The sequence below is a fragment of the Shinella sedimenti genome, assembly GCF_022601905.1.
GTDB classification, from domain to species: Bacteria; Pseudomonadota; Alphaproteobacteria; order Rhizobiales; family Rhizobiaceae; genus Shinella; species Shinella sedimenti.
In genome coordinates this window covers 232,838-254,438 of the sequence record NZ_JAKVIN010000006.1, presented here as the reverse complement: position 1 = coordinate 254,438, position 21,601 = coordinate 232,838, and the positions used below count along the sequence as shown (strand labels likewise).

24 protein-coding genes are annotated in these 21,601 nt (G+C 62.7%); 14 read left to right on the top strand and 10 right to left on the bottom strand.

What is annotated here, in order from left to right; translation table 11 throughout:
- Positions 1–18: 18 nt before the first annotated feature.
- From MKI86_RS15495 to MKI86_RS15475, 5 genes are all read right to left on the bottom strand, one after another.
- Entirely contained in the window at positions 19–1,050 is a 1,032-nt protein-coding gene (locus tag MKI86_RS15495) for a peptidoglycan -binding protein (RefSeq protein ID WP_241602051.1), read from the bottom strand.
- 2 nt (positions 1,051–1,052) lie between these two features.
- Positions 1,053–2,108, bottom strand: coding sequence for a MotA/TolQ/ExbB proton channel family protein (locus tag MKI86_RS15490; RefSeq protein ID WP_241602049.1), 1,056 nt, complete (start codon positions 2,106–2,108; stop codon positions 1,053–1,055).
- Between the two features lie 109 nt (positions 2,109–2,217).
- Positions 2,218–3,018: an inositol monophosphatase family protein gene (locus tag MKI86_RS15485; RefSeq protein WP_241602047.1), complete on the bottom strand. Its 801-nt coding sequence runs from the start codon at positions 3,016–3,018 to the stop codon at positions 2,218–2,220.
- 180 nt (positions 3,019–3,198) lie between these two features.
- Complete coding sequence (locus MKI86_RS15480; protein WP_241602045.1) at positions 3,199–4,311, bottom strand: tetratricopeptide repeat protein; 1,113 nt, start codon at positions 4,309–4,311, stop codon at positions 3,199–3,201.
- A 9-nt stretch (positions 4,312–4,320) separates the two neighbouring features.
- The gene (locus tag MKI86_RS15475; RefSeq protein ID WP_241602043.1) at positions 4,321–4,974 is read right to left on the bottom strand and encodes a thiamine phosphate synthase; all 654 of its coding nucleotides are present in this window, start codon (positions 4,972–4,974) and stop codon (positions 4,321–4,323) included.
- Positions 4,975–5,066: 92 nt separating this feature from the next.
- On the opposite strand from MKI86_RS15475, the gene MKI86_RS15470 reads away from it, so the two are divergent.
- Both MKI86_RS15470 and MKI86_RS15465 read left to right on the top strand, forming a co-directional pair.
- Positions 5,067–5,837: a sulfite exporter TauE/SafE family protein gene (locus MKI86_RS15470; RefSeq protein ID WP_241602041.1), complete on the top strand. Its 771-nt coding sequence runs from the start codon at positions 5,067–5,069 to the stop codon at positions 5,835–5,837.
- 59 nt (positions 5,838–5,896) lie between these two features.
- Complete coding sequence (locus MKI86_RS15465) at positions 5,897–6,157, top strand: ArsR/SmtB family transcription factor (RefSeq protein ID WP_241602040.1); 261 nt, start codon at positions 5,897–5,899, stop codon at positions 6,155–6,157.
- 176 nt (positions 6,158–6,333) lie between these two features.
- Here the strand turns inward: MKI86_RS15465 and MKI86_RS15460 are convergent, their stop codons facing one another.
- On the bottom strand, positions 6,334–6,504 hold the full coding sequence (locus tag MKI86_RS15460) for a YdcH family protein (RefSeq protein WP_134645844.1): 171 nt from the start codon (positions 6,502–6,504) through the stop codon (positions 6,334–6,336).
- A gap of 218 nt (positions 6,505–6,722) precedes the next feature.
- Here MKI86_RS15460 and MKI86_RS15455 point away from each other — a divergent pair, with 218 nt between their 5' ends.
- The 6 genes from MKI86_RS15455 (at position 6,723) to MKI86_RS15430 (ending at position 10,582) form a co-directional block, all read left to right on the top strand.
- Positions 6,723–6,926, top strand: a complete 204-nt coding sequence (locus MKI86_RS15455) for a YdcH family protein (protein ID WP_241602036.1) — start codon at positions 6,723–6,725, stop codon at positions 6,924–6,926.
- A 51-nt stretch (positions 6,927–6,977) separates the two neighbouring features.
- Positions 6,978–7,445 carry a 5-(carboxyamino)imidazole ribonucleotide mutase gene (purE, locus tag MKI86_RS15450; protein ID WP_241602530.1) on the top strand — a complete coding sequence of 156 codons (468 nt, stop codon included), beginning with the start codon at positions 6,978–6,980 and terminating at the stop codon, positions 7,443–7,445.
- Positions 7,442–8,500 carry a 5-(carboxyamino)imidazole ribonucleotide synthase gene (locus MKI86_RS15445; RefSeq protein WP_241602033.1) on the top strand — a complete coding sequence of 353 codons (1,059 nt, stop codon included), beginning with the start codon at positions 7,442–7,444 and terminating at the stop codon, positions 8,498–8,500. The genes purE and MKI86_RS15445 overlap by 4 nt, the downstream gene beginning before the upstream one ends.
- Positions 8,501–8,668: 168 nt before the next feature.
- Complete coding sequence (gene ykgO / locus MKI86_RS15440) at positions 8,669–8,794, top strand: type B 50S ribosomal protein L36 (RefSeq protein WP_024271182.1); 126 nt, start codon at positions 8,669–8,671, stop codon at positions 8,792–8,794.
- 73 nt (positions 8,795–8,867) lie between these two features.
- The gene (locus MKI86_RS15435; RefSeq protein ID WP_241602030.1) at positions 8,868–9,488 is read left to right on the top strand and encodes a tetratricopeptide repeat protein; all 621 of its coding nucleotides are present in this window, start codon (positions 8,868–8,870) and stop codon (positions 9,486–9,488) included.
- An 86-nt stretch (positions 9,489–9,574) separates the two neighbouring features.
- A complete protein-coding gene (locus tag MKI86_RS15430) occupies positions 9,575–10,582 on the top strand; it encodes an alpha/beta fold hydrolase (RefSeq protein WP_241602026.1) in 1,008 nt (335 codons plus the stop codon).
- A gap of 8 nt (positions 10,583–10,590) precedes the next feature.
- Here the strand turns inward: MKI86_RS15430 and pyk are convergent, their stop codons facing one another.
- Entirely contained in the window at positions 10,591–12,030 is a 1,440-nt protein-coding gene (pyk, locus tag MKI86_RS15425) for a pyruvate kinase (RefSeq protein ID WP_241602022.1), read from the bottom strand.
- Positions 12,030–12,515 (bottom strand): DUF1036 domain-containing protein, encoded by a 486-nt coding sequence (locus tag MKI86_RS15420; RefSeq protein WP_306424464.1) that lies wholly within the window; start codon positions 12,513–12,515, stop codon positions 12,030–12,032. Before MKI86_RS15420 ends, pyk begins: the two co-directional genes overlap by 1 nt.
- Before the next feature lie 186 nt (positions 12,516–12,701).
- On the opposite strand from MKI86_RS15420, the gene MKI86_RS15415 reads away from it, so the two are divergent.
- The 3 genes from MKI86_RS15415 to MKI86_RS15405 all read left to right on the top strand — a co-directional run bounded on the left by MKI86_RS15415 (position 12,702) and on the right by MKI86_RS15405 (position 14,183).
- On the top strand, positions 12,702–13,490 hold the full coding sequence (locus MKI86_RS15415) for an N-formylglutamate amidohydrolase (RefSeq protein ID WP_241602020.1): 789 nt from the start codon (positions 12,702–12,704) through the stop codon (positions 13,488–13,490).
- Positions 13,491–13,500: 10 nt separating this feature from the next.
- Positions 13,501–13,806: a DUF1244 domain-containing protein gene (locus MKI86_RS15410; protein WP_241602017.1), complete on the top strand. Its 306-nt coding sequence runs from the start codon at positions 13,501–13,503 to the stop codon at positions 13,804–13,806.
- Between the two features lie 110 nt (positions 13,807–13,916).
- On the top strand, positions 13,917–14,183 hold the full coding sequence (locus MKI86_RS15405) for a DUF2312 domain-containing protein (protein ID WP_241602014.1): 267 nt from the start codon (positions 13,917–13,919) through the stop codon (positions 14,181–14,183).
- A gap of 73 nt (positions 14,184–14,256) precedes the next feature.
- Here MKI86_RS15405 and mepK read toward each other — a convergent pair whose 3' ends face one another.
- Together mepK and MKI86_RS15395 are read right to left on the bottom strand one after the other, a co-directional pair.
- Positions 14,257–16,020 carry a peptidoglycan L,D-endopeptidase MepK gene (gene mepK, locus MKI86_RS15400; protein WP_370879994.1) on the bottom strand — a complete coding sequence of 588 codons (1,764 nt, stop codon included), beginning with the start codon at positions 16,018–16,020 and terminating at the stop codon, positions 14,257–14,259.
- A 196-nt stretch (positions 16,021–16,216) separates the two neighbouring features.
- Positions 16,217–17,743, bottom strand: coding sequence for a sigma-54-dependent transcriptional regulator (locus MKI86_RS15395; RefSeq protein WP_241602010.1), 1,527 nt, complete (start codon positions 17,741–17,743; stop codon positions 16,217–16,219).
- A 165-nt stretch (positions 17,744–17,908) separates the two neighbouring features.
- On the opposite strand from MKI86_RS15395, the gene MKI86_RS15390 reads away from it, so the two are divergent.
- The 3 genes from MKI86_RS15390 to MKI86_RS15380 are packed head-to-tail and all read left to right on the top strand — an operon-like array spanning position 17,909 to position 21,543.
- Positions 17,909–19,756, top strand: a complete 1,848-nt coding sequence (locus tag MKI86_RS15390) for a M3 family oligoendopeptidase (RefSeq protein ID WP_241602007.1) — start codon at positions 17,909–17,911, stop codon at positions 19,754–19,756.
- 27 nt (positions 19,757–19,783) lie between these two features.
- Entirely contained in the window at positions 19,784–20,941 is a 1,158-nt protein-coding gene (locus MKI86_RS15385; protein WP_241602004.1) for an aminodeoxychorismate synthase component I, read from the top strand.
- Positions 20,926–21,543 (top strand): aminotransferase class IV family protein, encoded by a 618-nt coding sequence (locus MKI86_RS15380; protein WP_241602002.1) that lies wholly within the window; start codon positions 20,926–20,928, stop codon positions 21,541–21,543. Before MKI86_RS15385 ends, MKI86_RS15380 begins: the two co-directional genes overlap by 16 nt.
- Positions 21,544–21,601: the final 58 nt, after the last annotated feature.

The following is a 21,601-nucleotide window of genomic DNA, read 5'->3' as shown; positions in this document are numbered from 1 at the left end:
GAAACAAAATCCCGGCCGTTATTTTTCCGTCAGCTTCAGCTCGATGCGCCGGTTGGTGGAACGCGCGTTTGTGTCATCGCCTTCGGCAATCGGCTGGAACTCGCCGAATCCCGCCGCCACCAGGCGGTTGGCCGGCACGCCATTGGCGATGAGGAATTTCACGACCGACGTCGCACGGGCGGACGACAGTTCCCAGTTGTCGCGATATCGTCCGGTACCGGAAAGCGGCACATTGTCCGTGTGGCCGTCAACCCGCAGCACCCAGTTGATCTCCGGCGGGATTTCCCGCGCAAGATCGAGAAGGGCTGCAGCCAGCTTGCGCATCTCCACCTGCCCGGCCTCGTTGAGATCGCTGCCGCCGGAGGGGAAGAGCACCTCCGACTGGAACACGAAACGGTCGCCGACGATGCGGATGTTCTCGCGATCCGACAGGATTTCCCGCAGGCGACCGAAGAAGTCCGAGCGATAGCGGTTGAGTTCCTGCACGCGCTGCGCCAGCGCCACGTTGAGACGACGGCCGAGATCGGCAATCTTTGCCTGCGAGGACTGGTCCTTGGCTTCCGACGCCTGCAACGCCTCCTCGACGGCGGCGATCTGGCTGCGCAGCGCAGCAATCTGCTGGTTGAGCAATTCGATCTGGCTCATCGCGCGGGCGGACACCTGCTTTTCCGCATCCAGCTCGCCTTCAAGCGTGGTCGCACGCGCGCTGGCCGCATCGGAGGCACCGGCGCCGCTATCGAGCAGCTGCTGGAGGCGCGTGCGGTCGCTTTCCGATTGGGCAAGAGAAACCTGGAGATTGGCCAGTGCATCCTCAAGGTCCTGCTTGCCGCTCTTTTCCAGCGCCAGAAGCTGTGTCAGTTCGTTGATCTGGCTCGTCAGACGGTTCAACACGTCGTCCTTGCCGGAAATCTCGCGGCTGAGAAAGAACTGAGCCAGCACGAAAACCGTGAGCAGGAACATGATGGCGAGCAGCAGCGTCGACAGGGCATCGACAAAGCCCGGCCAGTAATCCACCGCGCGTTGGCTGCGCCTGTTTCGGGCGAGAGCCATGTCTATTCGCCCCCTGAAATCTTGGCTTTTTCGGCCTTCTCGGCGGTGCGCGTGACGAGACGGTCAAGCGTGCGGCGCAGCGCCTTCGATTCCTCCTGCTGCGCCTCGATCCAGTCGCGCAGCATCTGCTGTTCGCTGCGCATGTTCTTCACGAGACCCTGAATGCCTTCGGCGAGACTTGCCATCGCGGCCGTCGAGCGGCTACCGCCGCCATCCTGCGCAAGCTTGAGGATCTGCTCGGCCAGCGCCTGCACATCGGCGGAGGATGAGGTTTCGAGAGCGCCGGCAAGCGGCTGGTGTTCGGAGCCGACATCCGTCACCGATGAAAGCCAGTTTTCCAGCTCCGTATAGAAGCGGTTTTGCGCACGGCCGGCCTGAAGGTCGAGGAAGCCGAGCACCAGCGAGGAGGACAGGCCGAAAAGCGACGTGGAGAATGCGGTGCCCATACCCTGGAGCGGTGCGGATAGCCCCTCCTTCAACGCGTTGAGAATATCATTCGCCGTGCCGCCGCCTGCGTCGAGCGACTGGATGACGGAACTGATCGAACCGATCGTGCCGAGAAGGCCCCAGAACGTGCCGAGAAGACCGAGGAAGACGAGCAGGCCGATCAGGTAACGTGAGGTGTCGCGCGATTCATCGAGACGCGTGGCGATCGAATCGAGGATGGAGCGCAGCGTCGTCGTCGACAGCGTCATGGAATGGCGGCGGCCGATCAGGGCGCGCATCGGCGCCAGCAGCACAGGATCGCGCCCGACCTTCTCCGCGCTGCCGGCTGCACGGAAGGAATTGAACCAGCGCACTTCCGGCCGCAGCGCCAGCACATGATTGAACACCAGCAGGATGCCGATCAGCAGCACGCCGAGGATGAGGCCGTTTAGACCGGGATTGCTGAGAAACGCAGTCTGCGCCTGCCGAAAGAGGATGGCGGCCACGAAACCGACGATGATGAGAAAGATCACCATCGTCCAGAAGAAGGCCATGGGACTTGAAAGTTTGTGCGGGTCTTCGTGCCCGGTCTCGTCGGTTCCGCCCCAGCCCGACAGCGCCAGCTTAGCCATATAGTCGCATCTCCGCTTCCTCGTCGGGGCGGAGACTAGTGGAAGATTGAGCCGAATTGAAGGGCTTGGCGGCAACAGCGGTGCATTCCTGCACCGCGCGTTTCACCCGTCAGCGTGACGGTACAGGCCGCTGCACGACCTCGCGCAACGCCTTATGGATATATTCGTTGCCCGCAACGACAGTGCCGCTCGACAGCACAGCGTTGCTGCCGTCGAGATCGGTTGCATAGCCGCCGGCTTCGCGAATCAGGAGAACACTGGCCGCGATGTCCCACGGCATGAGGTCGCGCTCCCAGAAGCCGTCAAAGCGACCGGCTGCCACATAGGCGAGATCGAGCGAAGCCGAGCCAAGGCGGCGCACGCCGGCGACTTCGCCCATGACATGGCGCAGTTCGATGAGGAACTTGCCGTGGTTGACGTCACCCAGATGCGGAACGCCGCAGCCGATGACGGCATCCGACAGGTTCTTGCGCGCCGCAACGCGCAGACGGCGATCGTTGAGGAAGGCACCGCCGCCACGCTCGGCGGTGAAGAGTTCGTCCGTCGCCGGGTTCAGCACGACGCCCGCGACGATCTCGCCATTGCGCTCCAGCGCGATCGAGATCGCAAAGAAGGGAATGCCGTGCAGGAAGTTGGTCGTGCCGTCGAGCGGATCGACGATCCACCGATGCGCGCCGTCCGTGCCGATGATCTCCTCGGATTCTTCACCGAGGAAACCGTAGGTCGGGCGGGCCTTCATAAGCTCCTCGCGGATGAGCTTTTCGGCCTTGCGGTCGGCCTGCGAAACGTAGTCGCCCGGCCCTTTCAGCGAAACCTGCAGGTTCTGCACCTCGCCGAAATCGCGCGCGAGCGACTTGCCGGCCTTGAATGCGGCCTGAACCATGACGTTGAGAAGAGCGGAACGTGCCATGAAATGAATGTCCTTCGGGAATGTCCGGCGCATCGGGCGGCAAAAGCCGCAGCGCGAAAATGTACCGGGACCGGATGTGGCGCCTCAAGACCACAAATCCCCCGAAGTTTCAAGCCTCAAGCCTCTGCACGACACGCAAAGCAGGGGCACCGATCGTGCAACAGGGTAAATAGACGCCCGTCAGGACCCTGTGCGGAACTTGTTGGCAGCCGTAATCGCCGCCTTCTGCTGGGACTCTTCAAGCCCCAGATAGAAATCCTCGAGGGAAGGATCGCTAAGTCCCGCACGACGTGCCAGCACGAACCATTTCGCCGCCTCGACGGGATCGGATTTCGTGCCTATGGCGTGGATGTAGAGCTGCGCAAGCTTGCTCTGGGCGACGGCGTTGCCGCCCTCGGCGGCGCGCTTCAGCCAATTGAAGCCCGCCTCGTAATCCCGCTCGCCGGCCGTGCCGTTGACCAGCCACATGCCGAGGTCCAGCTGTGCGGTGTCGTAACCGGCGCGCGCAGCCCGCAGCAACCACTCCCGGGCGCGGTTTTTCTTTTCGTCCGGCAGGTCCTTCAGGCTGATGTAAATCTGCGAGAGCGCATATTGCGCATCGGCAATGCCCTGCTCGGCCGATTTCTCATAGTAGGGCAATGCCTCCCGCAAGCCCTTCTCACCCGGGCTGTCGGCCACCAGAACTTGGGCGTAGTTGAACTGGGCCGACGGGTTGCCGAGATCGGCTGCCTTCTTCATCAGCTCGTCGGCCTTTTTGCGGTCATCCTTCGAACGGGAACGCTCCATCAGCAGAACCGCATATTTGAACATGCCGGTCGGGTCGCCGCCATTGGCGGCCTGCTCGTACCAGAACATCGCCTGATCGCGGTTGCGCTTTACGCCGAGGCCCCGGTCGAGAATTTCGGCGACCAGCGTTTGCGCGGCCCGGTCTCCCAGCTGCGCGCGCGGTAAAGCCAGTTCCATCGCCGTCAGGTAACGACCACGCTGGAAGGCGCCATAGGCCTCGTCGACTTTTCCGGTGAACGGCTTCTCCGCCGGCAATTCGGGAAGCTCCGCACCCATGCGGTCCAGCACGCCCAGACCGCCGGAGGGCCCGTCCGCCTGTTTGCCCTCATCCGCGGGCGTTGCGGGTTCCGCCGCCGTCGGCCGGTCTTCTTTTCCGTTGTCGCCCGCAGTGACAGCCGGGCCCTTTTTCGCCACTTGCGCGAAGGCTGGCGCGCACGCGAAAACGCCCGTGGCAAGAAGCGCCACCGGCACGATACGGCAAGCTTGCGAAAGGACGACCCTGATCATGAGCGGCTACTATTCCCCAAACCGTGGCGCTTTTTCGTCAAGCAGTGCATTTACGGCGGCAACGACGTGGGGTGCCTGCGCCGGCTCTGCGAAAACGGCCTTTTCGAGCGCCACGAACTCCGCGCCGCTTTCTGCGACAACCAGCGCAGACTGCGGGTCCGTTCCGCCCAGAACGATGCAGGGGATTTCCACCATGGACGCCCACCATTCGGCGAGCGCCACATTCTTGGGATGCGCCTCCGGCTTGATGTCGCCGCCGATCTTGCCGAAGAAGATGTAGTCCGGCTGGATTTCGCCGATCTCCAGCGCCTTGTGGCGATCCGTGGCGTTGCCGCCGCCAACGATCAGCTTGGGCGTGAACTTTTCAACCGCCTCCGCGAATGCCTCCAGTCCGCCGGTCACATGGATGCCGTCGGCTTTCGCACGGCCCGCGACGCGCGTGTCGCCGGCGACGAGCGCGGCCGCGCCTGCGTCCTGCACGATCTTGACCAGCACTTCTGCATGCTTCTGAAACTCACTGTCGTCGAGGCCGTATTGCGGCAGGATCACGGACGCGACATCGCCGCCCTTCAGCGCGCCTTCCAACATTGCGGCCCGCGCGGAAAGGTCATCGCCTTCCGGAAGGATCAGCACAAGGCGGCAGCGGTTTTCGACATCGGACATGAAAGGCACTTTCCTAGGATTAGCGGTAGCCAGGCTCGTCATAACAGAACAAAGCGGATAGACGGAAGGACGAACAGGATCAACCGTCAGCAATGTCCATCGACCCTACCATCTATTACGCAGCGATTCCCGCTGTGCTTCTCGTCGGCCTAACCAAAGGCGGCATGGGCGAGGCACTCGCCCTCATGGGTGTGCCGCTGCTCGCCATGGCCGTACCGCCGGTTCAGGCCGCGGCAATCCTCCTGCCCATTCTCGTGGTGATGGATTGGGTGTCGCTCTGGATATGGCGCAAGCACAACAACCGCCAGCTCCTGAAAATGATGTTGCCCGGAGCCCTGCTCGGTATCGCCATCGGCTGGGCCACGTCTGCCTATGTGCCGCGCGATGCGTTGCGCCTCATCATCGGCCTCATCACCGTGCTGTTCGTGCTGCGCTACTTCTACAACAGCTGGCGCGTCCGCCACGGCCACGTCATCGAGCCGAAGCCGCATCGCCTGGTGCCGGCGGCCTTTTTCGGCACGCTCTCCGGCTATGGCAGCTTCGTCGCCCACGCCGGCGGGGCGCCCTTCCAGGTCTATGGCCTACCGCTAAAGCTGCCGCCGCGCGACTATACCGGCGCAGCGGTGCGGTTCTTCGCCATTCTCAACCTCATCAAGCTCGGCCCCTATTTCGCGCTCGGCCAGCTCGACACGACGAACCTGACCATCTCCGCGACGCTTGTGCCGCTTGCCATTGTCGCCACAGCCTTCGGGGGCTTCATGGTCAAGCGCATGAAGCCGGAAGTGTTCTATCCCTTCATGTATTCCATGGCACTGATTGCGGGTACGAAGCTCGTCTACGACGGCATCCTCGCCTTCATCTGAAAGTTGCCGCAGCGCACAAAATACTTGCCGGAAATGCTGCTTTGCCATAGCGTTCAGCCATGGCGAACCCTGATCCCTTTGCTGCGATTGCCGATCCCAACCGCAGGTTCCTGCTGGAGGAGTTGCGCCGGTCGCCGCGCACGGTCAACGAATTATCCGAGGGTTTGCCGATCAGCCGGCCGGCGGTGTCGCAACATCTCAGGGCGTTGCTTGATTCCAATCTTGTCAGCGTGACCTCGGCGGGCACGAAGCGGATTTATGCGATCAATGCGAAGGGCTTCGACAGGCTCAATCTCTGGCTCGACCAGTTCTGGTCCTGAAACAGAACGCCCCGGCACGGAGATCCGGTTGCCAGGGCGTCACGACATCGATGATTTCTATTGCGGTATTTCCATTGCGGGAAGTGGTTTCGCGGAACGGGCTCCTACCCTGATCTTCCCATACAGACCGTCTGTTCCGCGACTTGCTCCCTTAATTCTCCGTGGAATTCCTGTCTTCAGTGCGCCGAGCGAAGCCGCTCGATCTCATCCTTGATGCGCAGCTTGCGACGCTTGATCTCCGCGATCGTCTGATCCTCCGAGGAGGGGCGCGTGACCGCAGCATGCAGCTCTTCCTCCAGAGCGAAATGCTTCTTTTCCAGCGTAGCCAGGTGAGCCTCAATCGTCATGTGACAGTTCCTTCCTTTTGTTTTCCACCCGATCCCGTACGGACCGGATGGTCCAGGTTGCAACAAAGTTAGTGTGCCATTTCATTTTTCATTTGTCGAAGGCGAAAACGTGGCAAGGGATAACTTCCCGTTACCACAGCTTTCGTGATAGGAGCACGATTGATTGAGAATGGAGGCAAGCGGGCCAACCGCTGTTTCCGACGACGGGGAAAAACAGCATGGCAGATCAGGACCAGGCGGAATTGCGGCTTGCGGCCGCACGGCTTCGCCAGGAGCACGAAGATTATGACGCAGCCATCAACGCCATGATCCAGACTGGCTGTGAAGCCCTGAGAATCCAGCGCATGAAGAAGAAGAAACTGGTCCTGAAGGACAAGATTTCCAAGCTGGAAGATCAGATCATTCCCGACATCATCGCCTGAACCGGACGAGACGCCTTGGACACGACAGAAACGCCACCCGTCGCCATCATCATGGGAAGCCAGTCCGACTGGGAGACGATGAAGAACGCCGCCGACACGCTCGATGCGCTCGGGGTGGACTACGAGGCCCGTATCATTTCGGCGCATCGCACGCCCGAGCGGCTCTACAGCTTCGCGCGCGGCGCCAAGGCCGAGGGTTTCAAGATCATCATCGCCGGTGCCGGCGGTGCGGCGCACCTTCCCGGCATGGCAGCGGCCATGACGCCACTTCCGGTCTTCGGCGTACCGGTTCAGTCCAAGGCGCTTTCCGGTCAGGACAGCCTGCTGTCGATCGTTCAGATGCCGGCCGGCATTCCCGTCGGCACGCTCGCCATCGGCCGCGCCGGCGCCGTCAATGCCGCGCTCCTGTCGGCCGCCGTCCTGGCGCTCAACGACCCGGAACTCGCCCATAGGCTCGACGAATGGCGCGAGACGCAGACGAACGCCGTCGCCGAATATCCCGTGGATGGCCCGCTATGAGCGCACGCACGATCGGTATCATCGGCGGCGGTCAGCTCGGCCGCATGCTTGCCATGGCGGCAGCGCGCCTCAACCTGCGCACCGTCATCCTTGAACCCCAGGCCGATTGTCCAGCCGCACAGGTGGCGAACGCCCAGATCGTCGCTTCCTATGACGACGCCGATGCGCTTGCCGAGCTCGCCCGCGTCTGCGATGTCGTGACCTACGAATTCGAGAACGTGCCCGTCGCCGCTGCCCAGGCGCTGGCCGCCGCCGTCCCGGTCTATCCGCCGCCGCGGGCGCTGGAAGTCTCGCAGGACCGCCTTGTCGAAAAAAGCTTTATCCGTGACTGCGGCATCCGCACCGCCGACTTCGCCGCCGTCGACAGCCAGGGCGATCTCGAAGCTGCCCTCGATCGTTTCGGCGGCGTGGGCGTGCTCAAGACGCGAAGGCTCGGTTATGACGGCAAGGGGCAGCGCGTCTTCCGCTCGCCGGCCGAAAACCGCGACGGCGCGTTCGAGACGCTCGGCGGCGTACCGCTGATTCTCGAAAGCCTTGTGCCCTTCGAGCGAGAGATCTCGATAATCGCCGCGCGAGACCGCGACGGCACCATCGCCTGCTACGATCCGGCGGAAAACGTTCACACCAACGGTATTCTCCACACGTCCACCCTGCCCGCCCGTGTCAGCGAAGCAACAGTGGATCTCGCCCGCAAAGCCGCCCGCGCCATCCTCGACAATCTCGGCTATGTCGGCGTTATCGGTGTGGAATTCTTCGTGCTGCCGGATGGCGGCCTCGTGGCCAACGAAATCGCGCCGCGCGTGCACAATTCCGGCCATTGGACGGAAGCGGCCTGCGTGATATCGCAGTTCGAGCAGCACATCCGCGCCATCTCCGGCCACACGCTTGGCGACCCGCGCCGGCACTCCGATTGCGTGATGCAGAATCTCATCGGCGACGATATCGACGACGTTCCCGCCTGGCTCGCCCGGCCCGGCGTGCTCGTCCATCTCTACGGCAAGACGGAAGCGCGTCCCGGCCGCAAGATGGGGCATGTCACCCAGATTTTCGATTGAGAGAGACTGGAAAACCGGCGATCGGCATGGAAAACCCGGCGCCTGTGGTTGACAGCGGAAATGTCACGGGTTACATGCCTGCCCAACCTGAAAGCGCGCCCGAAACGGCGCGTTTTTGATTGAGGAAATCCGGCGAGTCCATCGCCCTGCAATACGCGGATCAGAAAAATGAAGATCAAGAATTCGCTCAAGTCGCTCAAGGCTCGCCACCGCGAGAACCGCCTTGTTCGCCGCAAGGGCCGCATCTACATCATCAACAAGCAGAACCCGCGCTTCAAGGCTCGTCAGGGCTGATCGCGTCTGCCTGTCCCCTCGTGCGGACAGTGATGAACAAAAACTGTTTGAAGTTGCGCGCTGGCGGTTTACCATGACCGCCATGCGCTTTTTCTCGTTTTCCGTATTGCTGCTTTCTTTCGCCCTCGCCGGTACTGCTCCGGCAGCGGCACTGGCACAGCAGGCCGACAAGGCCTCTGTCGATCCGTCGTCCAGCAGTGCCTTCACGACCCAGACGCAGCGTCTGGACAAGCTTTTCGGCGAGTTGAAGCGTGAGGGCGACCCTGACAAGGCGAAGGGCATTGCCAACCAGATCCGACGCGAATGGCAGGATTCCGGCAGCGCCACCATCAACTTTCTCACCCAGCAGTCGGACAAAGCCGTCGAAGAGAACCGGAACGCCGCCGCACTCGATTTCCTCGATGAGGCGATTCGCCTGAAGCCCGACCATGCGGAAGCATGGAACCGGCGCGCCACGCTGCATTTCAAGATGGGCAACTATCGCAAGTCGATGTCCGACATCAACCAGGTCCTGCGGCTCGAGCCCCGCCACTTTGGCGCACTCGCGGGCATGGCGGGCATCATGACCCAGACAGGGCGGGACGAGATGGCACTGAAGGCCTGGGAGCGCTTCCTTCTGGTCTACCCGACCGAGCGGCAGGCACAGAAGGCCCTTGGGGAACTCGCCGAAAAACTGACCGGACAGAGGACGTGATCCACAGGTGATCCGCCAAGGCTCCGTCGTCGTAAACAGGCTGTAGCCTTACAGCAGCCCTCCCTTCTCCATGCAGCCCGGCCTCCATGCTGACAGCCCTCCTCGCCGTCCCCTTTGCTCTCGCGCTTGTCGGCTTTCTCTTCAGTGCATGGCAGACGCAGTCGATCGAGCGACGATACGACAATATCGGCGAGCTCATCGATATCGGCGGCATGCGCATGAACAGCGTGTTCGTACCCGCCGGCAGCGAGGCGGACCTGCCGCCGATCGTCTTCATCCACGGCGCAAGCGGCAATCTGCGCGACCCCATGCACGCCTTCCGTCCGGCGCTGGAGGGCCGGTCCGATCTGCTTTTCCTTGACCGGCCCGGCCATGGCTATTCCGACCGTGGCGGCCCGGAAAATGCGCGGCCCGACGGGCAGGCCCGCGCTATTGCGCGCCTGATGGAGGCGCGGGGCATGGAGCGCGCAATCATCGTTGGCCACTCCTTCGGCGGAGCCATCGCGGCCAGCTTTGCCCTCGAACATCCAGAGAAAACAGCCGGCCTTCTTTTCCTCGCGCCCGCGACCCATCCCTGGCCGGGCGGTGTCGACTGGTACTATAACCTTGCGAAGATGCCGGTGGTTGGCTGGCTGTTCAGCCATATCGTTGCGATGCCCGCCGGCCTTACGCGCATAGAAAGCGGCACGCGTTCGGTCTTCGAACCGAACCCGCGACCGCAGGACTATGTCGACGCAACGGCCCCTGCCCTGGTGCTGCGCCCGACGACGTTCCGCAACAATGCAATCGACGTTGCCAACCTGCTCGCATATGTCCGCCGCGTGCAACCGCGCTATCGGGAAATCCGCACGCCGACGGTCATCGTCACCGGCGATTCGGATGGCGTCGTCTATGAGGAAATCCATTCCCGCGGGCTGGCGCGCGACATTGCCGGATCGGAACTCGTCTGGATCCGCAACCTCGGTCATAAGCCGGATTATGTCGTGACCGATCTCGCCGTCGAGGCCATCGAAAAGATCGCCGGTCGCGATCGCGACCTCCAGGAATCAGCAAGGCGGGCCGAAGCCCACCTTGCAAAGCAAAATACCAAATAGCGCGCCGCTCAGACGCCGCTGACGCCGTCAGCTCCGATATAGGCGATGCGCAGCATGTTTGTGGCGCCCGGCGTGCGAAGCGGAACGCCGGCCGAGATGATGATGCGGTCGCCCGGCTTGCCGAATTCCTCAGCAACAACAATGCGGCAGGCGCGGTTCACCATGTCGTCGAGGTCTTCCGCATCGCCCGTGACGACGCAGTGCAGGCCCCACACGACCGAAAGGCGGCGGGCCGTCTCGATGACCGGCGAAAGCGCCAGAACCGGAACTTCGGGCCGCTCGCGGGCGGCACGCAATCCCGTCGTACCCGACGAGGTGTAGCAGACGATGGCCGACAGCTGCAGAGTCTCGGCGATCTGGCGGGCAGCAAGCGAGATAGCATCGGCACCCGTGGCTTCCGGCGTCGAACGCTGCGCGTAGATGATGCCGGGGTAGTGCGGATCGCGCTCGACCGTGCTGGCGATGGACGCCATGGTGGATACGGCTTCGATCGGATAAGCGCCGGAGGCGGATTCGGCCGAGAGCATCACGGCATCCGCACCTTCGAACACCGCAGTCGCGACGTCGGACACTTCGGCGCGGGTCGGGACCGGCGCGGAGATCATCGATTCCAGCATCTGGGTCGCGACGACGACCGGCTTGCCGGCGCGGCGGCAGGCGCGGATGAGCTGCTTCTGGATGCCGGGAACGGCTTCGAGCGGCATTTCCACGCCGAGGTCACCGCGCGCCACCATCAACGCGTCGGAAAGCTCGATGATTTCATCGATGCGTTCGACAGCCTGCGGCTTTTCGATCTTGGACATCAGGCCGACGCGGCCGCGCGCGATTTTGCGCACTTCCACGAGGTCTTCCGGGCGCTGGATGAACGAAAGCGCGACCCAGTCGACGCTACCGGTTGCCAAAACGGCGTCGAGGTCGACGCGATCCTTCTCCGTGAGTGCGCCGACGCCGAGCAGCGTGTCGGGCAGGCTGACGCCCTTGCGGTCGGAAATCTTGGTGCCTGATACGACGGTACAGACGATCGCCTTGCCGTCGGCGCTTTCGGCGCGAAGATGCAGCTTGCCGTCGTCGATGAGGAGCCGGTCGCCGGCCTTGACGGACTCAAGGATTTCCGGATGCGGCAGGAAAACGCGGGTGTTGTCACCCGGCTCGTCGCGATTGTCGAGCGTGAAGGTCTGGCCGGGCGTGAGCTCTTCCGACCCATTGGCAAACTTCCCGACGCGCAGCTTGGGGCCCTGAAGGTCGGCGAGAATGCCGATCGGGCGGCCACAGCGGGCTTCGACGGCGCGGATGCGGCTGATCAGCGTGCGCATGAGATCATGGCTGGCATGGCTCATGTTGATGCGGAACAGGTCTGCTCCCGCCTCGTGCAGCTTCTGGATCATCTGCTCTTCAGCCGATGCGGGTCCGAGCGTGGCGAGGATTTTGACTTTTCTGTTCCGTCTCATCAGTTCTGGCTTTCCTGCGTGCCGGGCGTATCGGAAAGCTGTACCATCCAGCTTCCCTGCCGCCCCGTGTCATATTCCTTGAAGCCCATGCGCTGGAACCCGCGTGCGAAGCAGTCTTCGACACCGGTGACCTTGAACTCGTTTTCGGCGACGCACATGTTGACGTCACCGGTCCAGCGGCCGCCTCGGGCGGCGTCTTCGGCATAGAGATAATAGTAGCGCGATTGCAGCTCGCCCTCGATCAGCGTCGCGCAGGTCGTGGCGGGCACCTGCCACCAGCCTTCGCTGATCCAGCCCTCCTTGGCGCGATAGCCTATAGCGACGCCCACAAGGTTCTGGGTTCCGTTACAGACACGGAACTCCGCCTTTGCGGCATCGGGAACGGAAAGGGCAAAGAAAGCCGATGCGAGAAAAAGACCGGCCTGCAGAAGGCCGCTGGCTTTCGGGAAAAACGGGCGTTGGCTCTTGGTTCTCACGGCTTCCAATGGAACTCCGTTGATTTGAATATGCGCTTTCTTGCGACGGCGTGGCATGAATGTCAACGCAACACTAATCGATTACATTTTAACGACAACGCGGTGAATCCTTTCGGCGGGCAAGGCCACACTTCTTGCGGGCAACACCACCCCGTGCGATCAATCGGCTTGTGTGACACACATATGGCAAGAGATATGCAGGACCACCCTCCTTTCGAAATCATCGACGGCGACCTCTCCCTCGGGCTCGTTATCCTGGCGGACCACGCCACCAATCTCCTGCCTGCGCGTTACGGCCGCCTTGGCCTGCCGGAAAGCGCCTTTGAGCGCCACATCGCCTATGATATCGGCGTCGAGGGTCTCGTGCGAGGGCTGAACCAGCGCCTGAACGCGCCTGTTGTCATGAGCCGCTTTTCCCGCCTGCTGATCGATCCCAACCGCGGCGAAGACGACCCGACGCTCGTCATGCGCATCTCCGACGGAGCGATCGTTCCAGGCAATCATCCGATCACGCCGGAAGAATGGCAATATCGCCTCGATACCTATCACCGCCCCTATCACGATGCGGTGTCCAGCACGATCGCAGCCGTCACGGAGAAGACCGGAAAGGCACCGCTCGTCCTGTCCATGCACTCCTTCACCCCCACCTGGAAAGGCGTCGCGCGCCCTTGGCAAGTCACGGTGCTGTGGGACAATGACCATCGCGCGGTTTCCCCGCTGCTCGCGGCGCTAGAAGCGCCCGGCGACGTAGTGGTCGGCGACAACGAACCCTATGACGGCGCATTGCGCGGCGACACCATGTTCCGCCACTGCATGAAGCCGGGGATCGCCCATGCGCTCATCGAGATCCGCCAGGACGAGATCGGCGATGCCGAGGGCATCGCGCGATGGGTTGACCGGCTCGCGCCCGTCTTCGCCCGGTTGAACGCGGACGAAAGCCTGCACACATACGAGATATTCCCGTCCCGCACGGGACCTTACTGAGGCCGAGATCATGACCGAACTGAGCAAAGAGCAGCAGACCGAATTCGAGGCAGCCGCCTTCCGCCGGCTGGTCAGGCATCTGCGCGAGCGCACCGATGTGCAGAACATCGACTTGATGAACCTCGCCGGTTTTTGCCGCAACTGCCTGTCGAACTGGTATCGCGATGCGGCCAGCGAAGCCGGTGTGCCGCTCGACAAGGAAAGCTCGCGGGAGATCATCTACGGCATGCCCTACGAGGAATGGCGCGACCGTTACCAGCGCGACGCCACCGACGCGCAGAAGACAGCCTTCGAGACGAACCGTCCGAAAGAATAGACGACACCGTTGCGAAAATCCTGAAGGACCGTGCGATAGGTCTTGATCTTGCCGGAAGTTCGCGGCAAGTCACGGCGCTCACGAATTTCTAGCCCACCAAGGAGAACATCATGTCGGATGCCCACGGCGTCGCACGCGACCAGCTTCGCGCTTTCATCGAACGCATCGAGCGTCTCGAGGAAGAAAAGAAAACCATCGCCGACGACATCAAGGACGTCTATGGCGAAGCCAAGGGTACGGGCTTCGACGCCAAGATCCTGCGCAAGGTCATCCAGATCCGCAAGCAGGACAAGGACGAGCGCATGGAGCAGGAAGCCATCCTCGACACCTACCTCCAGGCTCTCGGCATGATCGAACTGCCGCCGGATGCTGAATAAGACCGGATAGAAACGCAAGAAAAAACCCCGCGGATCGCTCCAGCGGGGTTTTTCTTTAAGTGGTAAGACAAGCCTAGTTCTCGGCCCGCTCGAATTTACGCACTTCCATGAAGTTGACCGCCGTTCCGCTGAAACGACCCGAGTCCACGGATTTGCTCTCCGGCTGGAAGCCGGCGAGGTAGACAGTCGTCGGCGCGGCGCGCAGCGTGCGGCTGACGAAACGTGGCGCCTTGACCGGCTTGGCATTCGCCGAGACGCTGTCTTGGGCCAGCGCCCACTGCGACAGGATCTTCTGCGTGGCCTTCGGCTCGGTACGGATGGCACCGCGGTTTGCGGCCTCGGCATCCTTCTTCTTCGGACGCCCGCCCTTCGTCGGGGTTTCTTCTGCGGCGGCATTGCTTTCGAAGGCATCGACACCGGAAAGCGAACGGCTTGCGCCACGATCAGACGCGAGCGCGGCCATCTCGATCGGATCGCCCTCCACACCCGTGGCAGGCGAACCAAGCGCGGCAAGGCCGGAGCGGTCGGCCGTCGCCGGCAGCGCGACATCCGCTTCCGCAGCGGCCATCAGCGCCGTCTGCGACTTGTCAAGCTCGACCTGTGGACGCAGGCCCGGCACTGGAACCATCGCGAGTTGCTCGGCATCCTCCGTCGCCGCCTCGGCGGTCACGACACTATCAGGCTGCGCATCGCCGGCCTGGCCGCGTGCACCCAGCGATACCGGAAGCGGAATCTTGTAGGCGGCGAGATCCTCGAATTCGGGCTTCTGGCCCTCCGTCGTCGCGGCTTCGAGCGCGGCAACGGCACCGCTCGTTGTCGGCGCGACCAACGCAAGCTCGCTTGCGGTCTCGTTCGACTTGAAGGCAGGGCGGCTGCCCGGAACCGGCGCGGTGAATGCAACCTCCGTTTCGGCCGCAACGGCGGCAGGCTCAGCGGTCTGCTGCGTCGCTCTGCGGCCGGGTGCCGCGCCTTCATCGAAGTCGTCGGCGATCGCCGTGGTGCTTGCGATCATTTCGGGTTCTTCATCCTCATCGCCGCCACCGCCGAAGAGGGCAGCGAGGAAGCCTCCCTTGCGCTTGGATGCTGTCGGCGACGAACCGCCACCGGCCACCTGAATGGCGCTTGAGCCCACGCGGCGCTTGTAATCGGCAACGGCCTGCTCGTAGCCAGGCAGCGGCTTGCCGTCCGTCGGAACGTGCATGGTCTTGCCATCGGGGAAGAGCTGGACGAGTTCCTGGCGGCTCATGCGCGGCCACGCACGCACGCTTCCGACATCGAGATGCACGAAGGGCGAACCGGACGTCGGGTAGTAGCCGACCCCGCCCACCTGGAATTTCATGGCAGTGGCACGCAGCGTCGAGAGCTTCACGCCGGGGATGTAGAAGTCCATCGCCTTGCCGAGCATGTGCTGGCTCTTCTTTGCGACGCCCTTTGAGCGCGTCCGCAGCATCGAGTTCGTCGAGGGCGAGCGATAGGCGGAAACGACGTTGATGTAACCCGTGGCGCCGGTCTTGCGGTAGACTTCCCAGACAAGGTCGAAGAGGCGCGGATCCATCTTCGTCGGCTCGTTGCGGCGCCAGTCACGCAGGAAAGTGTTCAGTTGCTTGAGACCGCGCTGATCGTAGCGCCCGTTGCGCTTGAACGTGATCTCGGCCTTTTCCTTCGTATGGATGTAATAGAGCTTCAGCGTGCGGTTGCCGCTCTCGGCCTGAACCGTCGCTGGAATGGCCGCCGGCAAAACGAGGGCAGCAGAGAGCACAGCCGTGGTCACGACCTTGGGCAGCTTATGCAATACAGTCTTGCACAGGCTGCTCAGGGAGGTCCCCGTGCGCTTCATCGATGCGAACAAATTTGCCAACTCTTACCCCGTCCGAAGGACAACGAGCGTCCGTTGCCCCAGATGAATGCCAAATGCGGTGAGAGCATGGCAAATCGGCCACACTCGTCCTCGCGCACCCGTTATAGTGAACAATCCACTAACAGGGAATAAACGGCAATCAGGAAATCTCAAGTGACGGGGATTCCAGCAGTTTTTACGCAGCCTCCTTCATAGGATCATCAGGGTCGATGCCGTAATCCTTCAGTTTCCGGTAGAGAGTCGAACGGCCGATGCCCAATTTGCGGGCAACCTGACTCATCTGGCCATGGTAAAACTTTAGGGCGAAGCGGATCAGTTCTTCTTCCACATCGGCCAGCTTGCGCACATGGCCGCCCCTGTCGACGCTTGCGATGGCGTTGTCGGGCGTCGTGTCCACGGCCTCGGCGGCGCGGAAATCCGGGTAGACGCCGGGCAGGCGGATGTCCATGGAGTGTTCCGGCGCGCGCGCGGCCACGGCCTCGAAGTTCACGCCGCCGTTCTCGGCAAGGCCGTAGCCGGGAACCTGCGCCGCAATCTGCGGGAAGTCGGCAGCCGTCAGTTCATCGCCTTCCGCCAGCACCACGGCGCGGAAGATGGCATTTTCCAGCTGGCGGATATTGCCCGGCCAGTCATAGGCCGTCAGCAGCGCCATGGCGCCGGCTGACACGCCGAGCGGCCGCGCGAGCTTCTGTTCACCCGCGAAGCGCTGCACGAATGCACGCACCAGGACCGGGATGTCCTCCTTGCGCCGATGCAGTGCGGGGATCGTGATCGGGAAGACGTTCAGGCGATAGTAGAGGTCCTCGCGGAAGCGCCCCTCGCGCACCTCGTTGATGAGATCACGGTTGGTCGCCGAGATCAGGCGCACATTGACCTTCTGCGGGAAACGGGCACCGATCGTCTCGATCTCGCCCTGCTGCACGGCACGCAGCAGCTTCACCTGCACCTCAAGCGGCAGGTCGCCGATCTCGTCGAGGAACAGCGTGCCGCCGTCGGCCTCCATGAACTTGCCGGTATGGCGCTCCGTCGCGCCCGTAAACGCACCCTTTTCATGGCCAAACAGGATGCTCTCGACCAGATTGTGCGGAATGGCGCCGCAATTGACGGTGACGAAAGGCTTGTTGGCCCTGTCGCTCGCCGCCTGGATGGCGCGCGCCACCATTTCCTTTCCAACGCCCGATTCGCCTTCCAGCACGACCGGAATGTTGGACTGCGCGGCGCGGCGGCCGAGCTCGATGACCCGCAGCATTTCCGGGCTTGCCGAGATGATGTCCTCGAAATGGATGGTCTCGGCACGATTGCGGCGCCCGGCGCGGCTGCGGCCTTCGCGCTGATCCATCTTGAGCGCGTTGCCGACGGCGACACCCAGACGCTCCGGCGAAACCGGCTTCACGACGAAATCGAAGGCACCGGCCCGCATGGCCATGACCACCGTCTCGATACCGCCCTGTCCTGTCTGCACGATGACGGGAATGGTGTTCTCGCGCTCGGCGAGCACTTCGAGAAATGCCGTACCGTTCATCTCCGGCATCATCAGGTCGAGCAGGATAACGTTGATCAGGCCGCCCTTGCGATCGAGCAGATCGAGGCCCGCGCGGCCGTTTTCCGCCATATGGGCGACATGGCCGGAGCGCTCGATCATGTTCTTCAGAAGCCTGCGCTGGACAGGATCGTCATCGATGACAAGAATATGGGCCGTCACTGGAACCTCCTTGCCTAAGGCATGCGTCATGCATGCCCCGGGAAACTGAATACCAGTGGACCTTGGCAGAAAGGGTTGAACATGCCGTTTTGAGAAAGGCTTGCATTTTAACCATTGCCGACGCAAGCAGGACACCGATCTGCCCATTCAGGAAGAGAGATAGAGATGACCCGCAATTTCCCCGAACCCCGGATCACCTTCGCACCGGCCGAAGCCGCCGCAAGCGCGCAACTCGGTGACCTTCCCGGCTGGAACCTCACCGATCTCTATCCTTCCCAGACCTCTCCCGAATTCCAGGCCGATATGAAGAAGGCTGAAGCCGACACGCTCGCCTTCGAAGCCCGGTGGAAGGGCAAGCTTGAAGCCGCCACAGAAAAGACCGGTGACGATGGCATCGGCGCCGCCGTGCGCGAATTCGAGGCGCTGGAAGACGTGATGGGCCGCCTCATCTCCTTTGCCGGCCTCACCTATTTCACCAACACGACCGAGCCGGCGAACGGCAAATTCTATGGCGACATCCAGGCCAAGCTGACCGACCTTGGCGCGCACCTGCTGTTTTTCTCCCTTGAACTCAACAGGATAGCGGACGAGCGCATCGACGCGGCGCTGAAAAACGATGCGCTGGCCGCGCACTATCGTCCGTGGATCGAGGACCTGCGAAAGGACAAGCCCTACCAGCTCGACGACAAGACCGAACAGCTCTTCCTCGAGAAGTCGATGACGGGTGCGGCCGCGTGGAACCGCCTCTTCGACGAGACGATGGCGTCGCTGCGCTACACGATCGACGGCGAGGAACTGCCGCTCGAAATCGCCCTCAACCAGTTGCAGTCGCCCGATCGCGACGCCCGCCGCAAGGCCGCCGAGGCGCTGGGGAAGACGTTCAGGGACAATATCCGCACCTTTACGCTGATCACCAACACACTCGCCAAGGACAAGGAAATCTCCGACCGCTGGCGCGGCTTTGCCGACATCGCCGACAGCCGCCACCTTGCCAACCGTGTCGAGCCGGAAGTGGTCGCAGCGCTCGCTGAAGCCGTGCGCGACGCATATCCGCGTCTGTCCCACCGCTACTATGCGATGAAGGCGAAGTGGCTCGGAATGGAGCAGATGGAGTTTTGGGATCGCAACGCGCCGCTGCCGGAAACGCCCGACGCGATCATTCCCTGGAACGAAGCACGCGACACGGTGCTTGCCGCCTACGGCGCCTTCGCGCCTGAAATGGCCGACATTGCCAAGGAATTCTTCGACAAGGGCTGGATCGACGCGCCGGTGCGCCCCGGCAAGGCTCCCGGTGCCTTCGCGCATCCCACCGTTCCGTCCGCGCATCCCTATGTGCTCGTCAACTACATGGGCAAACCGCGCGACGTCATGACCCTCGCCCACGAACTCGGACATGGCGTGCATCAGGTTCTGGCCGGCGGCCAGGGCGCGCTGATGGCCTCCACGCCTCTGACGCTGGCCGAAACCGCTTCGGTCTTCGGCGAGATGCTGACCTTCCGCAGCCTGCTCGACAAGACGAAGGACAAGCGCGAACGCAAGGCCATGCTCGCCCAGAAGGTCGAGGACATGATCAACACAGTCGTGCGCCAGATCGCCTTTTACGAATTCGAGCGCAAGGTGCACACCGCCCGCAAGGAAGGCGAGCTCACGTCCGACCAGATCGGGGAACTCTGGCTCTCCGTGCAGGAAGAGAGCCTCGGCCCGGCAATCCGCATTTCCGAGGGCTACGAGACCTACTGGGCCTATATCCCGCACTTCATCCACTCGCCCTTCTATGTCTATGCCTATGCCTTCGGCGACTGCCTCGTGAACTCGCTCTACGCCGTCTACAGTCAGGCCGAGGCGGGCTTCCAGGCGAAGTATTTCGACCTTCTCAAGGCCGGCGGCACGAAACACCACACGGAGCTTCTCAAGCCCTTCGGCCTTGATGCGAGCGATCCGTCGTTCTGGAGCAAGGGACTGTCGATGATCGAGGGGCTGATCGACGAACTGGAAGCGCTTGATAAGGCGTAATCGAAACGGAAGCCGGACGCCGCCCGCATGACCGACCGCGAACGCTTTGTGCTCCTCAGGGACGACCGCGAGGACCGGACGGTGGTTTTCGCCGATCCGCTGGCGGTCGTCACCGTGCGAGACCGTGGCGGCTTCGAGCCTGCCTTCGCAGCGCTTCAGGCTGCACAGGCGAAGGGCCACTGGATCGCCGGCTTCATGAGCTATGAGGCCGGCCACTTCTTTGAGGAAAAACTGGCAAGGCTTGCCGTCGAAGGCCGCCCGACGCCGCTGATGAGCTTCGGCATCTTCGAAAAGCCTGCGGATGGCCACCCGCTGGCAAGCCCGCGGCAGCGCACCGAGAACGAGCCGTTCCTGACCGAGCCGAAAGCTGACTGGGACTTCGAAACCTACCGCAGCCGTTTCGACCGCCTCCACCAGCATCTGCGGCAGGGTGACTGCTATCAGGCGAACCTTACAATGCCGATCCGCGCGCGCTGGAACGGCGATCCACTTGCCGCCTTCTGGTCGCTCATCGAACGCCAGCCGGTGCGCTACGGCGCCTTCGTCTCCCTCGACGGTCCGCAGTTGCTTTCCCGCTCGCCGGAACTCTTCTTCGACATCGACAGGGACGGATGGATCGAGACGCATCCGATGAAGGGTACCGCCGCGCGCGGGGCGAGTGCCGCCGAAGACGAGAGCATCATCGCCACCATGCAGGCTGATCCCAAGACGCAGGCGGAAAACCGCATGATCGTCGATCTCCTGCGCAACGACATTTCGCGCATCACCGAGGTCGGCACCCTGCATGTGCCGAAACTCTTCGCCGTCGAGACCTACCCGACGGTGCATCAGATGGTGAGCCATGTGCGGGCGAAGCTCACCCCGGGCACCTCCATCCGCGAGATCTTCGCCGCCCTCTTCCCCTGCGGCTCGATCACCGGCGCGCCGAAGATGCGCGCGATGGAAATCCTGCACGATCTGGAAGACGGCCCGCGCGACGCCTATTGCGGCGCGATCGGCTTCATCGCTCCCGACGGAATCATGCGCTTCAACGTCGCCATCCGCACGATCTCGCTGTTCGACGACGGCAACGCGGTCTTCAATGTCGGCGGCGGCATCGTTTTCGATTCCACCGCTGCATCGGAATATGAGGAATGCCTGCTGAAGGCGCGCTTCGCCGTGGGGGACCAATGGATATCTCGCTGATCGAGACCCTGCGCTTCGAACCCGGCACGGGTTTCATCAGGCTTGAACGGCATCTGTCTCGCCTCACGCGTTCCGCTGCCGCACTAGGGCTGCCCGGCACCAAAAAAGCGGGGGAGGCCCTGTCCGCCACCGCCTGTGCCGACACAGCGGTGCGGGTGCGCCTCGAACTTTTCGCCGACGGCCGGGCCGACGTGCAGACCGCCCCCTTCGCACCGCTTGCGGCGGATACCGTCTGGCGCGTGAAAATCGCCACCACGCGGCTCTCGTCCACCGACCCGCTGCTGCGCCACAAGACGTCCCGACGCGCCCTCTACGCCGCCGCCAGAGCGGAAGCGCCTGCCAGCGAAGCCGACGAGATGATCCTCCTCAATGAACGCGGCGATGTGTGCGAAGGCACCATAACCTCGCTCTTCCTCGATGACGGCTCCGGCATCCTGAAAACGCCTCCGCTGGCATCGGGTCTGCTTGCAGGCGTACTCAGGGAAGAGCTTCTGGAAAGCGGCCGGGCCATCGAGGCGGTCCTGCGCCCCGAAGACATCGAGAAGGGCGCCGTCCTGATGGGAAATTCCTTGCGCGGCCTCATCCGGGCACGCCTCGCCTGAACCCTGAATTACCGGCGGTTCCAACCGGTTAAGAATATCGCCAAGGAATTCCCCGGCA